Origin of the sequence: Marinobacter alexandrii, assembly GCF_005871205.1 — a bacterium.
Classification (GTDB): Bacteria; Pseudomonadota; Gammaproteobacteria; order Pseudomonadales; family Oleiphilaceae; genus Marinobacter; species Marinobacter alexandrii.
Window position 1 is genome coordinate 33,726 of sequence record NZ_SWKM01000011.1, and the last position, 15,467, is coordinate 49,192.

The window sequence follows — 15,467 nt, forward strand, 5'->3', positions numbered from 1 at the left end:
ATGACCGTGTATTTTGTCCAGGCGTTTATCTATCTCGTGGCCGCGGTGATTGCCGTGCCGCTGGCCAAGCGACTGGGTCTGGGCTCGGTGCTGGGTTATCTGGTTGCCGGTGTGGTGATTGGGCCGGTGACGGGCCTGGTGGGTCAGGAAGCCACCACCATCCAGCATTTCGCCGAGTTTGGCGTGGTCATGATGCTGTTCCTGGTGGGTATGGAGCTGGATCCCAAGGCGCTCTGGGCCATGCGGGTGCGCCTGGTGGGCCTGGGTGGGCTGCAGGTGGTGCTGAGTACCGCCGCCGGATCGGCTGTGGCCTGGTGGTTGGGATTGGTTTGGCAGACGGCCCTGACTGTGGGCCTGATTTTCGCCCTGTCCTCCACCGCCATCGTCCTGCAGACCCTGAATGAAAAAGGCCTGGCCCGAACCGAGGGCGGGCGCAGCGCGTTTTCGGTGTTGTTGTTCCAGGACATCGCCGTGATTCCCATGCTCGCGCTGATTCCCTTGCTGGCGTTGCCGGATCTGATGGCCGAGTCCGGCACCGGGGCCGGTCATGACACTGGTCTGAGTCTGGTCGCGGACCTGCCGGGTTGGGCCCACGCCCTGACCGTGGTGGCCGCCGTGGCTGCGGTGATTGTCGGGGGCTATTATCTGAGCCGGCCGCTGTTCCGGTACGTGGTCCAGTCCGGCCTGCGCGAGGTGTTCACCGCCACCGCTTTGATGCTGGTGATCGGCATTGCCGCATTGATGAGCCTGGTGAATCTGTCGCCAGCCCTGGGCGCGTTCCTGGCCGGGGTGGTGCTGGCCAACAGTGAATTCCGCCATGAACTGGAAGCCAACATCGAGCCGTTCAAGGGCCTGCTGCTGGGCCTGTTCTTCATCACCGTCGGTGCCGGCATCAATTTCGAGGTGCTGATCGCGGAGTGGGGCACCATCCTGACTCTGGGGATTGCGGTCATCGTGGTCAAGGCACTGATCCTGCTGGGCTTGGCGGTGCTGTTTCGCATCCATGGCAGCAACGGCTGGCTGTTTACCCTGGGCCTGGCGCAGGCCGGCGAATTTGGTTTCGTGTTGCTCACCTACAGTGTCCAGAACTCGGTCATTCCAATCGAACTCTCCCAGGTGCTGTCGCTGGTGGTGGCGCTGTCGATGTTCCTCACCCCGCTGCTGTTTATTGCCTACGATCGCCTGGTGCTGCCCCGGTATCGGCGTGCCAAGAACGACGAGCGCGAGGCTGACACCATTGATGACCGGGCCCCGGTGATAGTCGCTGGGGTTGGCCGGTTCGGGCAGATCGTGTGCCGGCTGCTGCGCGCCAACAACATTCCCATTGTGGTGCTGGATCATGAGATCGAGCAGATCGAGAACGTCCGCCGGATCAACATCAAGAGTTTCTTTGGTGACGCCAGTCGACCGGAACTGCTGGAAACCGCGGGTATCGACGATGCCCGGTTATTAGTCGTAGCGATCGACGACCGGGATCGCTCGGTGCGCATCGTCGAGCATGTGAAACAGTTCTATCCCGGAGTCTGGGTGCTGGCGCGGGCGTTCGACCGGGGCCACAGCTATCAGTTGCGCAAGGCCGGTGCCGATGACGTGGTCAGTGAGACCTACCATTCGGCACTGGAGTTGGGTGGCCACGCATTGACTGCCATGGGCGTGCACCCACTAAGAGCCAAGCAGATGACCTGGGCCTTTGTGGATAACGAGGAGGCCCACGAAGACGAGCTGTTCGAGGCCTGGCAGGAGATTGAGGAGGGCATCAGTTTCAGTCCCCGCTACGGCGAACTGTTCATGAAACTCGAGGAAGCCCTGAGCAGTGCCATGCAAAAGGATTGGGAAGAGCCCACTCGGGAAGACGTGCCGACCTGGACGCCGCCGGATCAGTCCTGATTGCGGTGATTAGCAACAGTATTAACTTTCCCTAATGGAACCTCCTGAAAAAATTGCCCGTGGATTGGAATAGATCCCGTCCTGATTCGTTATCGGGGTGAATCCAACGGAAACACTGGAGGACAAACCATGATGAAACGGACACTGACTTTTGCAATCGGTTCGGTAATGGCCGTGTCGGCTTTTGCTGCAGATACCCAAGGCTCGGCCAGCGTTAACGCCAACGCCGAGATGCGCAGCAGCTCGCAGGCCTCTGGTCGTACCGACGGTCAAAACGCAGGCGCCAGCGGTGCCACCCGCAACAGCGTGCAAACTTCCGGCGGAGCCTCGGTTAGCGCCAACGGCCGCGAAGCCGATGCCAGCATGGCGTCTTCCCGGGAGGCCAATTCCGGCGCAGCGATGAGCACGGAATCGGCCAAGTCGACCGGTGCCGAGGCAGCAGCAAAGGCTCGCGCCACCGGTGACAGCGCCCGCAATGCGGCGGTTCGCACCGGCGAGCAGGCCCGGGAGACTGGCCGCCAAACGGCCGAGGCCGGGGTATCCACTGGCCAGCGTGCTAAGGGCGAAGCTACTGCCCAGGCCCAGACCACAGGTGACAAGGCTGGGCAAATGCAGGAGCAAGCCCGCGGCAGTGCTCAGGGCAGCGTCGATGCTGCAAGCGAGCAGCAAGTCGACGGTTCGGTTTCTGGCAGCGTTGAGTCCAACGTTCGCAACAGTGTCAGTGACTCGGTGAAAAACTCTGTCTCTGAAAGTGTGAAATCGAACGTTCAGAGCAGCGTGAATCAATCCGTGAAGAACTCCACCCAACAAGGCCTGTTGTAAGGCCAAAGGCATGGGTAACCAATAACCGGGCCGGTCACGGCCCGGTTTTTTCGTGAAGGAGTGGACTATGCAACGAATAGCCCGATCACTGCCCCTGGTGGTGCTGGCCGCTGGCCTGCCGGTCGCCAGCCAGGCGGCCTCTGTAGGTGGTCACTTGGCCACCGGCTATGAGTATGACAGTAACCTGAACGTTGACGAGCTTGAACAGTCGTCCGGCGAAAGTGGCCAGGCCTGGGTTTTGGGAGCGGGCGTGAACGCTGAGGGTCAGCCGGTGGAAAACCTGACCCTGACCGGCAGCTACGACGTCACTGACCGGGATTACCGGGACAGCGAAGCCTTCGATCGTACTCTGCATCTGGCGTCACTGGATCTCAGCTACGATTTTGGTACTGTCACCCTTGGCGCCAGCCACCATTATTCATACGCCACCCTGGCGTCGGATCCGTTTCTGGATTATCACCGGAGCAGTGTCTACCTCGGAAAATTGGTGGGCGAAGACGTCTATCTTCGGGCCAGTGTGCTGTCCAAACGCAAGGATTTTGAGGATGACCCGGCTCGGGACGCCCGCACCCGCGGCCTCAGTCTCGACAGCTTTTTCTTTTTCAACCAGACCCGAACCGTGTTCATTCTGGGTGCCGAAGGTGACGACGAAAACGCCGACGCGGATGCCTACGATTTCCGGATGCTGGCGGTTAAAACCCGGCTCAAGCACCGGTTTCCCGTGGCCGGCCATGACCACGAAGTGCAGATCGGCTGGCGTTACGAAGCCCGGGATTATGACGAGCCGGTATCGTCGGTGGAGAACCCGATGACCTCGCCATTGTTGGGCCCAAGTGACCCCACCTCCGAGCCGAGGGACGATCGCATCGCCACCGTTGACGCCAGCTATGGCATTGGCCTGACCGAGTGGCTGACGACGGAAGCCAGACTGGAGTACACGGATTACCGTTCGAGTCTGGACTCGGCGCAGTACGATGAAACCGTGGCCTCACTGAATCTGCGGGCAGAGTTCTAGGTCCGTGTCAGTAACTGTCCCGCACCAGGCCGTAGCCGTACACCGGGTCGCGGCCGCTGTCGCCGAGGTCAATGCCGTGCTGCTTGAGTCCCGTCAGCGCCTGCTCGAACGAGGTGTCAGCCAGTGCGCACGCCAGTTGGCCACTGATCACCGGCGCCGCCAGCGAGGTACCGCTCTGGGTACCGTACTGACCGTCAGTGACGGCAACCGCCACATCGACACCTGCCGCGGCAAAGTCCACCTGCTGGCCCTGGTTGGCCCACCGATAGATCTTCCGATCCTGATCCACAGCGGTCACTCCAATCACGCCGGGATAGCCGGCCGGATAAAGCATGGGCGACGCTGGGCCTCCGTTGCCAACGGCGGCGACCACCGGTGTCCCCCGAACGAGCAGCCGTCGGATCACGGTGGCCAGCACGCGATTGTCAGGGCCCGCCATGCTGATATTGATCAGCGCCACTTCGCTGGCCTGCAACCAGTCCAGAGCTTCCACCAGGTGCAACAAAGTGGCGCCGGCTATTGAGGCCTGCCGGTCAAAAAAAACCGAGGCGCTGACCAGGGTGGCAGCCGGGAGCCGGGTGGCGGCGGTGGTGCCGGTTCGCCCGCTCAGCCGACTGGCGACCGCGGTGCCGTGATCGGTGGGCGGACGGGAAGCCTCGGACAGTTCAAGGTCCGCCAGGAAATCCCGCTGGCGAACGGTGGTTTCGGCGAAGGCTGGATGCTCGGTATTGATGGCGGTATCTACCATGCCGATGGTGACCGGCGCTCCGCAGAGCGGCGCTACTGGCACGGTGGCGTTGGCGGATGGCTGCGGATCTTGAGTGTCGGTGGTTGAGCCGCGGGCTACCCCGGACGTCGCTTCGGGCTGGTAGATGTGGTTTCGGTCCAGTCGTTCCACCAGGGCTTGTGGCAGCAGACGTTGCAGCTGCTCCCGGGAATCCAGGTTCTGGCTGGCCTGAAACCGCAGCACCGTCAGTCCCAGTTCGTCCAGGGAGGTCTGCTCCATCACGGTGATACCGGGCTGTTTGAAGTGGTGCAGCTCATCCGCTTCGACGGTGACCAGCCACTGGCGTTCGACGGCGCGCCAGCCGTCTTCTACTTCGACATCGGCAAAGACTTCCCGCCCGGACGCGGAGCGGATCGACAGCCGGGCCGGCAAATTGGCGACGGAGGCCAGAGAAGAGAGGCCGCCGGAAGAGTCGGTCTCACCCGCACTATCGGGTACCCGCTTGGCCGTTTCTTCAAGTTGGCGTTCGATCTGGCGGCTGACGGTTCGCTCCACCTGGCGATCGAGCTGGTCCAGGGCGTTCAGGGAGCCGGGGTTAAGCGCCGATAGGGGCGCGGAGAGTCCCAGTCCGAACAGGTAGACAAGGGTGCGTTGGAAACGGTGGAAACGAAGTCGGTTGGCTTTCATACCCTGCTGACGTTTATAGGCGAAAAAAATTCCCGGTGCGACGGAATAAAGGCGGTTCCTATCCGTTAACCCGGTAACACAGCGAGACATGGCGCCATGAAAGAGGAATTGAGAAAACTGGTCCCGGGGCTTCGACGCTTTGCCTATTCGCTGACCGGCACTATGCCGGAAGCGGACGATCTGTTGCAGGGTACCCTTGAGCGGGTATTGCGGCAATCGCCACCGCTAGGGGTTGCCATTGAGCCCTGGGCGTTTCGTATCTGTCGCAACCTGTGGATCGACGAGTGCCGGTCACGGCAGGTTCGAGACCGGGCTGCACAGCAACCCGAGCTGACGGACGGCCAGGTGGTGGACGGCGAGCGGGCCACGACCAGCCAGATCCAACTGCATCAGGTTGATGCTGCCATGGCCAGACTGCCAGATGAGCAGCGGGAGATCATTTCGCTGGTGGCGATCCAGGGCATGTCCTATCAGGACGTTGCCGATACCTTGGAAATTCCCAAGGGTACGGTCATGAGTCGTTTGGCCCGAGCCCGAGCGGCACTCAGCAAAACCTTGAACATGGCACCCGAGGGGACACCGTCATGAACCTGACCGACGAAGTACTATCCGCCTTTCTCGACGGCGAACTACCGGAAGCCGACATGCAGACCATCCGCAACCTGTTGGTGGACGACCCCTTGCTCGGGGAGCGTCTGGCCGATCTGGCTGCAGTGGACCGCGCCGTTGCCGAGCATTACGGAGTCATCGACGAACAGGCCCTGCCAGAGGCCGTCAGCGAGCTGCTGAAACCCGAATCTGCCACGGCTGCAACCGTAGTCGCTTTTCCCTACTGGCGCCGGGCCCGCCAGGGCCTGCAGCGGCGGGCCGGTACCGCGGTGGCTGCGGCCCTGGCACTGGGATTCGGCTTGGCACAGTTCTGGGACGGTGCTCCGGTGGACAGTAACGCCGACTGGCAGCAGGTGGCCGAGGCCCTGGAAACCACCCCCAGTGGGAAAACCCGTATGCTGGAGACCGATACCGAGTTGACACCGCGGCTGACCTTCACCAATCACGCCGGTGAATTCTGCCGGCAGTTCTTGCTGCAGAAACAGAGCAAAGCTTTTGAGCAAATTGCCTGTCGCAGTAGCGCTGAGACAGCAGGCTGGGTGGAGATGGCAACGGTGACGGTGCCCAAGGTGGAATCCGGCAATCGCTACCAGACCGCCAGTGGCGGCTCGGTTCTGGACGGTGTGCTGGACCAGATGATCGCAGGTGAGGTGATTGATCCGGCCCGCGAGCGGCAACTCTTAACTGGAGGCTGGCGGACGGAATAACTGGAGAGTGTTGATTACATCCATTGCCGGCGTTTGAAGAACCAAACCAGCGCCAGCGTGATGCCAATCATCAAGCCCCAGACCATCGGATAGCCGTAATGCCAGCCCAGTTCCGGCATTGCCCAAGGGCTGTCGGGGTTGTGGAAATTCATACCATAGACCCCGACGATGAACGTCAGCGGAATGAAGATCGTCGCTATGATGGTGAGGACTCGCATGACGTCATTGGTGCGCTGACTGATGCTGGACAAGTAGATGTCCAGCATGCTGGTGGCCATATCGCGAAAGCTTTCTAACAGTTCGATGATCTGCACGCTGTGGTCGTGACAGTCGCGAAAGTAAACCAGGGTGTCGGTGTTGATAAGCTCGTCTTCGCCTCGCATCAGGGTGTTGATCACCTCCCGTTGGGGCCAGAGCACGCGCCGGAGTAAGAGCAGTTCACGCTTGAGCCGGTGAATGCAGGCGAGGGTTCGCCGGTCGGGTCGCTCCAGGAGCTCTTCTTCCAACCGCTCGAGCTCGTCTCCAAATTGTTCCAGAACTGGGAAGCCAGCATCGACTACCAGATCCAACATTGCGTAAAACAGGTAGTCGATGCCCCGAGTGGCAAAGCGCCGGTTACTCGTCTGTCGCATTCGCTTTCGGACTGGCTCGAACGGGTCCGCGGCGAGTGGGCACAGGCAGATCAGGTAGTTTACTCCAATGAACAGACTGATCTGGACCAACTCCAGGTTTTCGCCGTCGTAGATGGGCAAGTTGGCAATGACGAACACCTGATCGTCGTAAAGCTCGACCTTGGGGCGCTGGCCGGCGTTGATCACGTCTTCCAGTGCCAGGTCATGCAGATTAAATATCGAGCCCAGGTTGCGCAGAAGTTCCGGTTTGACCTCGCCATTCACCTGAATCCAGGTTCTGGAATCCCGTTCCAGGAAGGGGCGGCACTGTTCCGGAGAATCCAGTTGGTGTTCCTCAACGCTGGTGCTGGTGTAGTCAATCAGGGTCATGGACACAGGCAGGGCGGAGCCCGGTCGCGAGACAAGAGTGCCAGGCGCGGTTCCAGGGCTGTGGTAATGCTTGCTGAAAAGAGCCATCTTGGTATGCCATTGATCGGAGACGGTTTCACCTAGCATAGTCCAGCCCGGCTAGCTTGCCTGAGGCGAGCCGATCCAGATGTCGGGGCCGGGTTCTTTGACTATGCTTCCGGTAGGGGTCGGCAAGACCGAAAACGGTCGCCGGCAACACACCATTCCGGAGCTCACTGTGGAAGATCCAAGCAAAGTCACCGTATTTTACGACGACCGAGTTCTCAATCATTGTCCCGATGTAAATGCCGCGTTCCTGCCTGGCCGGCTGGACAAGCGAGTGCGTTCCATCCTGTCGGGATTGAATGTGCAGTGGAAGTACCCGGAACACCCGGGGCGCATTCAGGCCATCCTTGACCTGCTGCACCGGGAACCGATCGAGGGCGTGGCGTTTGCCGGTGGCCAGGTGGCTACCCGGGAGCAGCTCGGCCGGGTGCACACCACCTCTTACCTGGATGACGTTTTCTCCCTGCGTAACAAGCACGCCTGGCTCGATGTCGATACCACCGCGGTGTCACCGGGCAGCGTGGAGGCTGCGGAAGTTGCCGCCGGTACCGCCATCGCCGCGGTTGAGGCGGTGGTCTCGGGCCGTACTCGAAGCGCCTTTGCCTTGGTTCGCCCGCCCGGCCATCACGCCGAACCGGTGCGCGCCCGCGGCTTCTGTCTGTTCAACAATGTTGCCGTGGCGGCCGCTCACGCCCACGCCGAACTTGGCTGTGAACGCATTCTGATTCTGGACTGGGACGCCCACCACGGCAACGGCACCCAGGATATCTTCTGGGCCGATCCCGACGTTATGTTCTTTGATATTCACCGCGCGGCCCCTTTCTACCCCGGCAGTGGCGGCCTGCATGAAGTGGGTGCGGGCCTGGGTGAGGGCACCACGGTGAATGTTCCGATGCCCGGCGGCGCTGGCGATGTCGCTTACCTGAAGGCTCTGAACGAAATCCTGGTGCCGGCCGCCGAGTACTTCAAACCGGACCTGATCCTGGTGTCGGCGGGGTTCGATGCACACTGGTACGATCTGGCCCTGAACGTCTCCTACGAGGGCTTCGCGGCTATGACCGGGATTGTGCAGTCCCTGGCCGATCGGCTGTGCGACGGTCGTCTGGCCTTTGTTCTGGAGGGTGGCTACAACACCGAGTCGCTGTCTTATGGGGTGCGATCAGTGCTCGACGTGCTAGCGGGTGGCGCCGTGCCGCAACCGAGGGTGTGTGGCATGGAAGAAGTGGATCAGGCCGCGGCTTTTCACCTCAGTGCGTTTGCCGAGGAACCACCCGAGGACTGACGCACTTCTCTGTTAAAACCCGACGAGGAGGACACTATGTTCATGGCAGAAAAATCCACCGGTCACTTGATTGAGATCGCCGACACCCACGCTCTGTTCGATCCCCATGTCAGTCGCGTAAAAGGTTGCATGCATTACGGAGAAGAAGCCCAGGACCCCGAGTTCTTTGACAAGTCGGCCCTGGTGTTTGCCTCCGGTGAAATGCTGCCCCGGTGCTGGACCGATCCGTATTATCGTCGAAAGGGCTGAAGATTGATCCGCGGCCGGTACCACTGCACCGGTCGCCTGACTCTCAGTTTTTGAACCCGCCCCCGTTTGAAACCCGCGTGTGTTTCCGGTAGCCTTTATTTTAATTGAACGTTCAATTAATAAAAATTGAGCGGATGGATAACCATTGACTGGATGGAAGCAGCGGAGCCGCCATGCCGAAAGTCGGAATGAAGGACACCCGAAAGCAACAGCTGATCGAAGCGACCATGCACTCGATTGCTGAACTGGGCCTGCAGAACACCACCATCGTCAGCATCAGCAAACGGGCTGGTATGTCTTCGGGCATCATCAGTCATTACTTCGGTGGTAAGCAGGCACTGATTGAGGCGGCGTTGCGGTATTTGCTGGATCAGCTCGGCAAAGAGCTCCGGGAGCGAATGGCGAAAACCGACGGGTCTCCAGACCAGCGTCTGGCCTGCATCATTGAGTCGAATTTCTCAGATTTCCAGCGTTCAGCGCTGGCGGCCAAGACCTGGCTCAGTTTCTGGGCGAGATCCATGCACGAGCCCGGTCTTAAACGGCTGCAACAGATTAACAACGCCCGGCTGTACAGCAACCTGCGCTTTTCCTTTGCCCAGGTGCTGAGCCCGGAAGCAGCGACGGCGGCGGCCCGGCAGACGGCCGCCATGATTGATGGTTTCTGGCTCCGCAGTGCGATGAGCCTGGAGCCGGAAGAGAGTTTTCAGGCTGGCGAAAAGCTGTGTAAGCGTTTTGTTCAGGACGCCTTGTCGCAAGCCAACACAATGAATTCAACACCTGCACCTGGAGGTTACAAGTCCTATGGCTAACTCGGTCCCCCGTTTTCAGAATTTCGTGCACGGACGTTTTCTTGCCAATAGCAGCGGTGAGACATTTCCGGTGGTCAATCCGGCCACTGGTGAGGTTATCTATGAGGTAGAGGTAGCCGATGAGGCCGTGCAGCAGGCGGCCATTGAGAGTGCCCGGGCCGGTTTTGCCGAGTGGTCGGCGATGACCGCCATGGAACGCAGCCGCATTCTGCTGAAGGCAGTGGCGCTGTTGCGCGAGCGCAACGATGAGTTGGCAGCCTGCGAAGTGCGGGACACTGGCAAGCCCTGGCAGGAAGCAGAAGCCGTGGACGTGATTACCGGCACCGACGCCATCGAATTCTTTGCCGGCCTGGCGCCGTCCATTGAAGGTAACCAGCAGGATTTGGGGGGTGATTTCTACTACACCCGTCGCGAACCGCTGGGTATTTGCGCCGGTATTGGCGCCTGGAACTACCCGATCCAGATCGCCTGCTGGAAATCGGCACCAGCGCTGGCCTGCGGTAACGCGATGATTTTTAAACCGTCGGAAGAGACGCCCATGGGCGCGATCAAGCTGGCGGAAATTTTCACCGAAGCCGGTGTACCGGCGGGCGTGTTCAACGTGGTGCAGGGTGCAGCCGAGGTGGGTGCCTGGCTGACCCACGATCCGGCCATCGCGAAAGTGTCGTTCACCGGTGAAGTCGGCACTGGCAAGAAGGTCATGGAAGCGGCGTCCTCCACCTTGAAGGACGTCACCATGGAACTGGGCGGCAAGTCGCCGCTGATCATCTTTGACGACGCCGATCTGGAGAATGCCATCTCTGCAGCCATGGTGGGAAACTTCTACACCCAGGGCGAGATCTGCACCAACGGCACCCGGGTGTTTGTCCATGAGAACATCTATGAGCGGTTCATGGACCGTCTGCTGGAGCGCACCCGCAAGAACATCAAACCGGGCGACCCGATGAATCCGGACACCAACTTTGGCGCCCTGATCTCCGAGAAGCACCGCGACCTGGTGCTGGACTACATCGCCAAGGGCCTGTCTGAGGGTGCAACTCTGACCCACGGCGGCCGTGCTTTTGCACCGGAGGATTCCAAGGGTGGCTACTTTGTTGAGCCCACCATCTTCACCGACTGCACCGATGACATGACCATCGTGCGGGAGGAAATCTTCGGGCCGGTGATGTCGGTGCTGACCTTCTCCGACGAGGACGAGGTGATTGCCCGCGCCAATGGCACCGACACCGGTCTGGCTGCTGGCGTGTTCACCAACGATATCCGCCGTGCTCACCGGGTGATTCACCAGATTCAGGCCGGTATCTGCTGGATCAACAGCTACGGTGAGTCCCCGGCGGAAATGCCTGTGGGCGGCTACAAACTCTCCGGTATTGGCCGCGAAAACGGCAAGGTCACCCTCGATCACTACACCCAGATCAAGTCGGTGTACGTGGGCATGAAGGATCTGGACGCGCCGTTTTAAGCCAGTGACTCAACCGGGAGTAATTGCATGACAGAAAACCGATACGACTACATCATTGTGGGGGCCGGATCGGCTGGTTGCGTACTGGCGAACCGACTCACCGAGGACGCCCGACACAAGGTGCTGCTGCTGGAAACCGGCGGCAGCGACAAGAGCATCTTTATCCAGATGCCGACCGCGTTGTCGATTCCGATGAACACCAAGAAGTTCGCCTGGCAGTTCGAGACCGAGCCGGAGCCGTTTCTGGACAACCGCCGCATGCACTGCCCCCGGGGTAAGGTGCTGGGTGGCTCGTCCTCGATCAATGGCATGGTCTATGTCCGCGGCCATGCCCGCGACTTCGACGAGTGGGAGTCTGAAGGCGCCGAGGGCTGGAACTACCGGCAGGTGCTGCCCTATTTCAAGAAAGCCGAAACCTGGGCCTTTGGTGCCGATGACTACCGCGGCGGCACTGGTCCGCTCGGGGTCAACAACGGCAACAACATGCAGAACCCGCTGTACCAGGCGTTCGTGGATGCCGGTGTCGACGCCGGTTATTTCCCGACCAAGGATTACAACGGCGCCCAGCAGGAAGGTTTCGGGGCCATGCACATGACCGTGAAAAACGGCCGTCGCTGGTCCACCGCCAACGCCTATCTGCGTCCGGCCATGGACCGCCCGAACCTGACAGTGGTCACCCACGCCCTGGTGCACCGGGTGCTGCTCGATGGCAAAACCGCCACCGGCGTGCGCTACGAGCAAGGCGGCAAGGTGCATGAGGCGAAAGCAGTGGAGGAAGTGATTCTGTCTGCCGGCTCCATCGGCTCATCTCACCTGCTGCAGCTGTCCGGTATCGGCCAGCGCGAGGTGCTGGAATCGGCCGGTATTGAGGTCAAGCACGAGCTGCCGGGCGTGGGCGAGAACCTGCAGGACCATCTGGAGTTCTATTTCCAGTTCCGCTGCAACAAGCCGGTGTCGCTCAATGGCAAGCTGGACTGGTGGAACAAACTGAAAATCGGTTTGCGCTGGATCCTGAAGAAAGACGGCCTGGGCGCCACCAACCACTTCGAGTCCTGCGGCTTTATTCGCTCCAAGGCCGGCGTGGAATGGCCGGACCTGCAGTACCACTTCCTGCCAGCAGCCATGCGCTACGACGGTAAGGAAGCGTTTTCCGGGGATGGCTTCCAGCTCCACATCGGCCACAACAAGCCGAAGAGCCGTGGCTTTGTGCACGTGCAGTCGTCGGATCCGAAGCAGGCCCCGCGAATCCGGTTCAATTACTTGGAACACGAGGCCGATCGGGAAGGCTTCCGGGATTGCGTGCGCCTGACCCGTGAGATTATCAACCAGCCGGCCATGGACGAATACCGCGGCCCGGAGATTCAGCCCGGAGCGGAAGTACAGAGCGACGAAGAGATCGATGCCTTTGTCCGTCAGGCGGTGGAAAGCGCCTATCACCCCTCTTGCACCTGCAAGATGGGCACGGACGAGCGTGCAGTGGTCGATCCGGACACCCGGGTACGCGGCATCAAGAACCTGCGGGTGGTGGATTCGTCCATCTTCCCAATCATACCCAACGGCAACCTGAACGGACCCACCATCATGGTGGCCGAGCGGGCAGCCGATCTGATTCGGGGCAGGGAGCCCCTGCAACCGTCTGACGCGCCTGTCGTTATGGATGACCAGTGGCAGGGCCGCCAGCGCCCGGGAGCCGCAAAGCGGGCTTCAAGCTAGCGCGGCCCGCGCGCTCCCACCCGGAGGTGCAACGCCTCCGGGGTTTTGCAAGCCATCAGGATTTCCCTATCAGCGCGACGACTGTGCCAGTCGTTTTCTGGGCGCCAGATAGGCAAGTCCTGGCCCGTTATAAAGTAACGCGGGGGTTTGTGTCCGATTCGAATGAGCAACAGCTTCAAAGTAGAGGAGGAACACCCATGCTGTTCACAATAAACAACAACCGAAACCGGAGGCCGTTATGACACTCTGGTTATCAACCGGTCTTATCTTCACCTTCGCGGCCATCGCGCTGATTCTGTACAAATGGTGGGACATGCAGTGCATCGGCGTGACGCCGGTTCGCACGCTCACCTTCATTGCGATCCTGTTCACCTCCGGTCTGGACGTGGGCCTGATCATGTTTCCGCTGACCGAATTCGGCGGCTATGGTGATCTTTCTGAGAGTCCGGAATACGGTTTTGCCAATCCGCTGGCTATAGAGTTTGGCTTCTGGGCCTTCCTGATTTGGGGCTTCTATTTCCTGACCTGCTTCTATTTCGCGATCATTGAGCCGCGGGTTAAGTTCTTCGAGATTCCGCTGGTGAAAGTGGTCAATAACGTGGTGATCATCGGCACCTGTGCCTTCACCGCCTACCTGCTGCTGGTGAACCTGCCCTGGTACCTGCCGCAGATCGGCGATGGTGAATCCGTGGTGCCCACCTTCTACGCCATTGTCTTCGCCTCCATCGGGCTGGCGGTCTATTCCAGCTCGAAGATCAAGTACGTGCGCATTCTGAGTCTGAGCTCCAGCGTGCTGTTTATTGCCCTGATCGCCGGCATGTGGGTACGGGCCTTTGCCCTGGACGAAGGGTCACTGGGGGATTTCCTGGGCACCGTTGGTCTGTTGGGTGAATATTTCACCAACATTCACCAGTTCGTGCTGCCGATTAACGATTACCACGAGTTCTACCTGTTCTGGTGGTTCGCCTGGAGCATCATGATTGGTCAGTTCACCGCGCGCTTTGTCAGTGGTATCAAAACCTGGCAGCTGCTGATTGCCATGCTGGTAGTGCCGTCCATCGCCATCGGGGTGTGGTTTTCAGTGCTGTTCCATTATCACGACGAAGGTCTGCAGGTGGCGGCGATTACCAATCTCGCTATGATCACCGTGGGTGTGCTGATGGTGGTGAACTCGCTGGATTCGCTGATTCGGCTTTACACCGACAACCTGAATTTGACGGCCGAGCGCCTGGGTCGGTTCAACTACGTGCTGTTCAATCTGGTGGCGATGATTGGCCTGACCATGCTGTTCCAGCTCGACTTCCTGCGGATTCAGTGGGTTGGCGCACTGGTGATCGCGCTGTACTTCGGCTGTTTCGCTTACATTGTGGTGAAAAAACGCAGCGAAGTGGCGGCCATCAAGAGCTCGCCGGAAGAGAATATTCTGGATTACCGGAAGGTTGAGCTCGCCAACTGATCCGTAGAGGTGAGGTTCTTAGGACAGGCTGGCCCTTGGGACCAGCCTGTTTTTTTTGACTGCAGTGTGGCTTATCGTTATTCCGTCACATGTTGAAGTTAACATTTCCGTCTCCATAAACAGGGTGGCAGTTTCCCGAACTCCCGGTTTGGCCGCCAGTTGTCTGGAGGCTCTGCGGTTCCTCCGCTGAAAATAGGCTATGCCTATCTTTGGGTTGGGAATTATCAATTTTATCCGGGTGCCCGGGTTTCGTAGTCTGGGCGCCGTTATCCAATCGATCCTTGAATCCACTAATGAGGAGTGTTCTTTAATGGGCATTATCAACAGCGAAATTAAGCCGTTTAACGCAACCGCCTTTAAACAGGGCGAGTTCGTCGACATCAGCGAAGCCGACGTGAAAGGCAAGTGGGCGATCTTCTTCTTCTACCCGGCCGACTTCACCTTCGTTTGCCCGACCGAGCTGGGCGACGTTGCCGACAAGTACGAAGAACTGCAGAAGCTGGGCGTTGAAGTGTTCTCCGTGTCCACCGACACCCACTTCACCCACAAAGCGTGGCACAGCAGCTCCGACACCATCGGCAAGATCAACTACTTCATGGTTGGCGACCAGAACGGTTCCATCACCAACAACTTCGGCGTAATGCGTGAAGGTCAGGGCCTGGCCGACCGTGCCACTTTCCTGATCGATCCGGATGGCGTTATCCAGGCGATGGAAATCACTGCAGAAGGTATTGGCCGTGACGCTGACGACTTGATGCGTAAAGTGAAGGCCGCCCAGTACGTGCGCAACCACCCGGGTGAAGTTTGCCCTGCGAAGTGGAAAGAAGGCGAAGAGACCCTGACTCCGTCACTGGACCTGGTCGGCAAGATCTAAGTTTCCCGACTCAGGTGAAACCATAGATCAGGGCCTGCGTTGCAGGCCCGAGATTGAAAAACCCCGGTTTGTCCGGGGTTTTT

At 59.7% G+C, this 15,467-nt stretch carries 14 protein-coding genes; 12 read left to right on the forward strand and 2 right to left on the reverse strand.

The annotated features are described in order from the left end of the window. The 3 genes from FCS96_RS00400 (at position 1) to FCS96_RS00410 (ending at position 3,724) form a co-directional block, all read left to right on the forward strand. Positions 1-1,887, forward strand: coding sequence for a monovalent cation:proton antiporter-2 (CPA2) family protein (locus FCS96_RS00400; protein ID WP_138438278.1), 1,887 nt, complete (start codon positions 1-3; stop codon positions 1,885-1,887). A 129-nt stretch (positions 1,888-2,016) separates the two neighbouring features. Continuing rightward, complete coding sequence (locus tag FCS96_RS00405) at positions 2,017-2,709, forward strand: hypothetical protein (RefSeq protein WP_138438279.1); 693 nt, start codon at positions 2,017-2,019, stop codon at positions 2,707-2,709. Between the two features lie 67 nt (positions 2,710-2,776). Next, positions 2,777-3,724: a hypothetical protein gene (locus tag FCS96_RS00410; protein WP_138438280.1), complete on the forward strand. Its 948-nt coding sequence runs from the start codon at positions 2,777-2,779 to the stop codon at positions 3,722-3,724. Between the two features lie 7 nt (positions 3,725-3,731). Here FCS96_RS00410 and FCS96_RS00415 read toward each other — a convergent pair whose 3' ends face one another. Beyond that, positions 3,732-5,138 (reverse strand): S8 family serine peptidase, encoded by a 1,407-nt coding sequence (locus FCS96_RS00415; RefSeq protein ID WP_171040633.1) that lies wholly within the window; start codon positions 5,136-5,138, stop codon positions 3,732-3,734. A 96-nt stretch (positions 5,139-5,234) separates the two neighbouring features. Here FCS96_RS00415 and FCS96_RS00420 point away from each other — a divergent pair, with 96 nt between their 5' ends. Together FCS96_RS00420 and FCS96_RS00425 are read left to right on the forward strand one after the other, a co-directional pair. After that, the gene (locus FCS96_RS00420) at positions 5,235-5,726 is read left to right on the forward strand and encodes an RNA polymerase sigma factor (protein WP_138438282.1); all 492 of its coding nucleotides are present in this window, start codon (positions 5,235-5,237) and stop codon (positions 5,724-5,726) included. Then, on the forward strand, positions 5,723-6,454 hold the full coding sequence (locus FCS96_RS00425; RefSeq protein WP_138438283.1) for an anti-sigma factor: 732 nt from the start codon (positions 5,723-5,725) through the stop codon (positions 6,452-6,454). Before FCS96_RS00420 ends, FCS96_RS00425 begins: the two co-directional genes overlap by 4 nt. A 14-nt stretch (positions 6,455-6,468) precedes the next feature. On the opposite strand, the gene corA is transcribed toward FCS96_RS00425, so the two are convergent. After that, positions 6,469-7,581 carry a magnesium/cobalt transporter CorA gene (corA, locus tag FCS96_RS00430; protein WP_228263989.1) on the reverse strand — a complete coding sequence of 371 codons (1,113 nt, stop codon included), beginning with the start codon at positions 7,579-7,581 and terminating at the stop codon, positions 6,469-6,471. A 58-nt stretch (positions 7,582-7,639) separates the two neighbouring features. Here corA and FCS96_RS00435 point away from each other — a divergent pair, with 58 nt between their 5' ends. From FCS96_RS00435 to ahpC, 7 genes are all read left to right on the forward strand, one after another. Beyond that, positions 7,640-8,821 carry a histone deacetylase family protein gene (locus FCS96_RS00435; protein WP_228263990.1) on the forward strand — a complete coding sequence of 394 codons (1,182 nt, stop codon included), beginning with the start codon at positions 7,640-7,642 and terminating at the stop codon, positions 8,819-8,821. A gap of 36 nt (positions 8,822-8,857) precedes the next feature. Next, complete coding sequence (locus tag FCS96_RS00440) at positions 8,858-9,070, forward strand: acetyltransferase (RefSeq protein WP_138438284.1); 213 nt, start codon at positions 8,858-8,860, stop codon at positions 9,068-9,070. 173 nt (positions 9,071-9,243) lie between these two features. Further along, entirely contained in the window at positions 9,244-9,879 is a 636-nt protein-coding gene (gene betI, locus FCS96_RS00445; protein ID WP_138438285.1) for a transcriptional regulator BetI, read from the forward strand. Beyond that, on the forward strand, positions 9,872-11,341 hold the full coding sequence (gene betB, locus FCS96_RS00450; RefSeq protein ID WP_138438286.1) for a betaine-aldehyde dehydrogenase: 1,470 nt from the start codon (positions 9,872-9,874) through the stop codon (positions 11,339-11,341). Before betI ends, betB begins: the two co-directional genes overlap by 8 nt. Before the next feature lie 27 nt (positions 11,342-11,368). Then, complete coding sequence (gene betA, locus FCS96_RS00455; RefSeq protein WP_138438287.1) at positions 11,369-13,054, forward strand: choline dehydrogenase; 1,686 nt, start codon at positions 11,369-11,371, stop codon at positions 13,052-13,054. A gap of 238 nt (positions 13,055-13,292) precedes the next feature. Then, positions 13,293-14,510 (forward strand): BCCT family transporter, encoded by a 1,218-nt coding sequence (locus tag FCS96_RS00460; protein WP_138438288.1) that lies wholly within the window; start codon positions 13,293-13,295, stop codon positions 14,508-14,510. Between the two features lie 310 nt (positions 14,511-14,820). After that, positions 14,821-15,384, forward strand: a complete 564-nt coding sequence (ahpC, locus tag FCS96_RS00465; protein WP_138438289.1) for an alkyl hydroperoxide reductase subunit C — start codon at positions 14,821-14,823, stop codon at positions 15,382-15,384. Positions 15,385-15,467 lie beyond the last annotated feature (83 nt).

Coding starts and splice junctions, on each gene's coding strand:
- FCS96_RS00400 (WP_138438278.1), top strand. CDS start 1: ATGACCGTGTATTTTGTCCAGGCGTTTATCTATCTCGTGGCCGCGGTG.
- FCS96_RS00425 (WP_138438283.1), top strand. CDS start 5,723: ATGAACCTGACCGACGAAGTACTATCCGCCTTTCTCGACGGCGAACTA.
- FCS96_RS00460 (WP_138438288.1), top strand. CDS start 13,293: ATGACACTCTGGTTATCAACCGGTCTTATCTTCACCTTCGCGGCCATC.
- FCS96_RS00410 (WP_138438280.1), top strand. CDS start 2,777: ATGCAACGAATAGCCCGATCACTGCCCCTGGTGGTGCTGGCCGCTGGC.
- FCS96_RS00440 (WP_138438284.1), top strand. CDS start 8,858: ATGTTCATGGCAGAAAAATCCACCGGTCACTTGATTGAGATCGCCGAC.
- betB (WP_138438286.1), top strand. CDS start 9,872: ATGGCTAACTCGGTCCCCCGTTTTCAGAATTTCGTGCACGGACGTTTT.
- corA (WP_228263989.1), bottom strand. CDS start 7,581: ATGCTAGGTGAAACCGTCTCCGATCAATGGCATACCAAGATGGCTCTT.
- FCS96_RS00405 (WP_138438279.1), top strand. CDS start 2,017: ATGATGAAACGGACACTGACTTTTGCAATCGGTTCGGTAATGGCCGTG.
- FCS96_RS00420 (WP_138438282.1), top strand. CDS start 5,235: ATGAAAGAGGAATTGAGAAAACTGGTCCCGGGGCTTCGACGCTTTGCC.
- ahpC (WP_138438289.1), top strand. CDS start 14,821: ATGGGCATTATCAACAGCGAAATTAAGCCGTTTAACGCAACCGCCTTT.
- FCS96_RS00415 (WP_171040633.1), bottom strand. CDS start 5,138: ATGAAAGCCAACCGACTTCGTTTCCACCGTTTCCAACGCACCCTTGTC.
- betI (WP_138438285.1), top strand. CDS start 9,244: ATGCCGAAAGTCGGAATGAAGGACACCCGAAAGCAACAGCTGATCGAA.
- betA (WP_138438287.1), top strand. CDS start 11,369: ATGACAGAAAACCGATACGACTACATCATTGTGGGGGCCGGATCGGCT.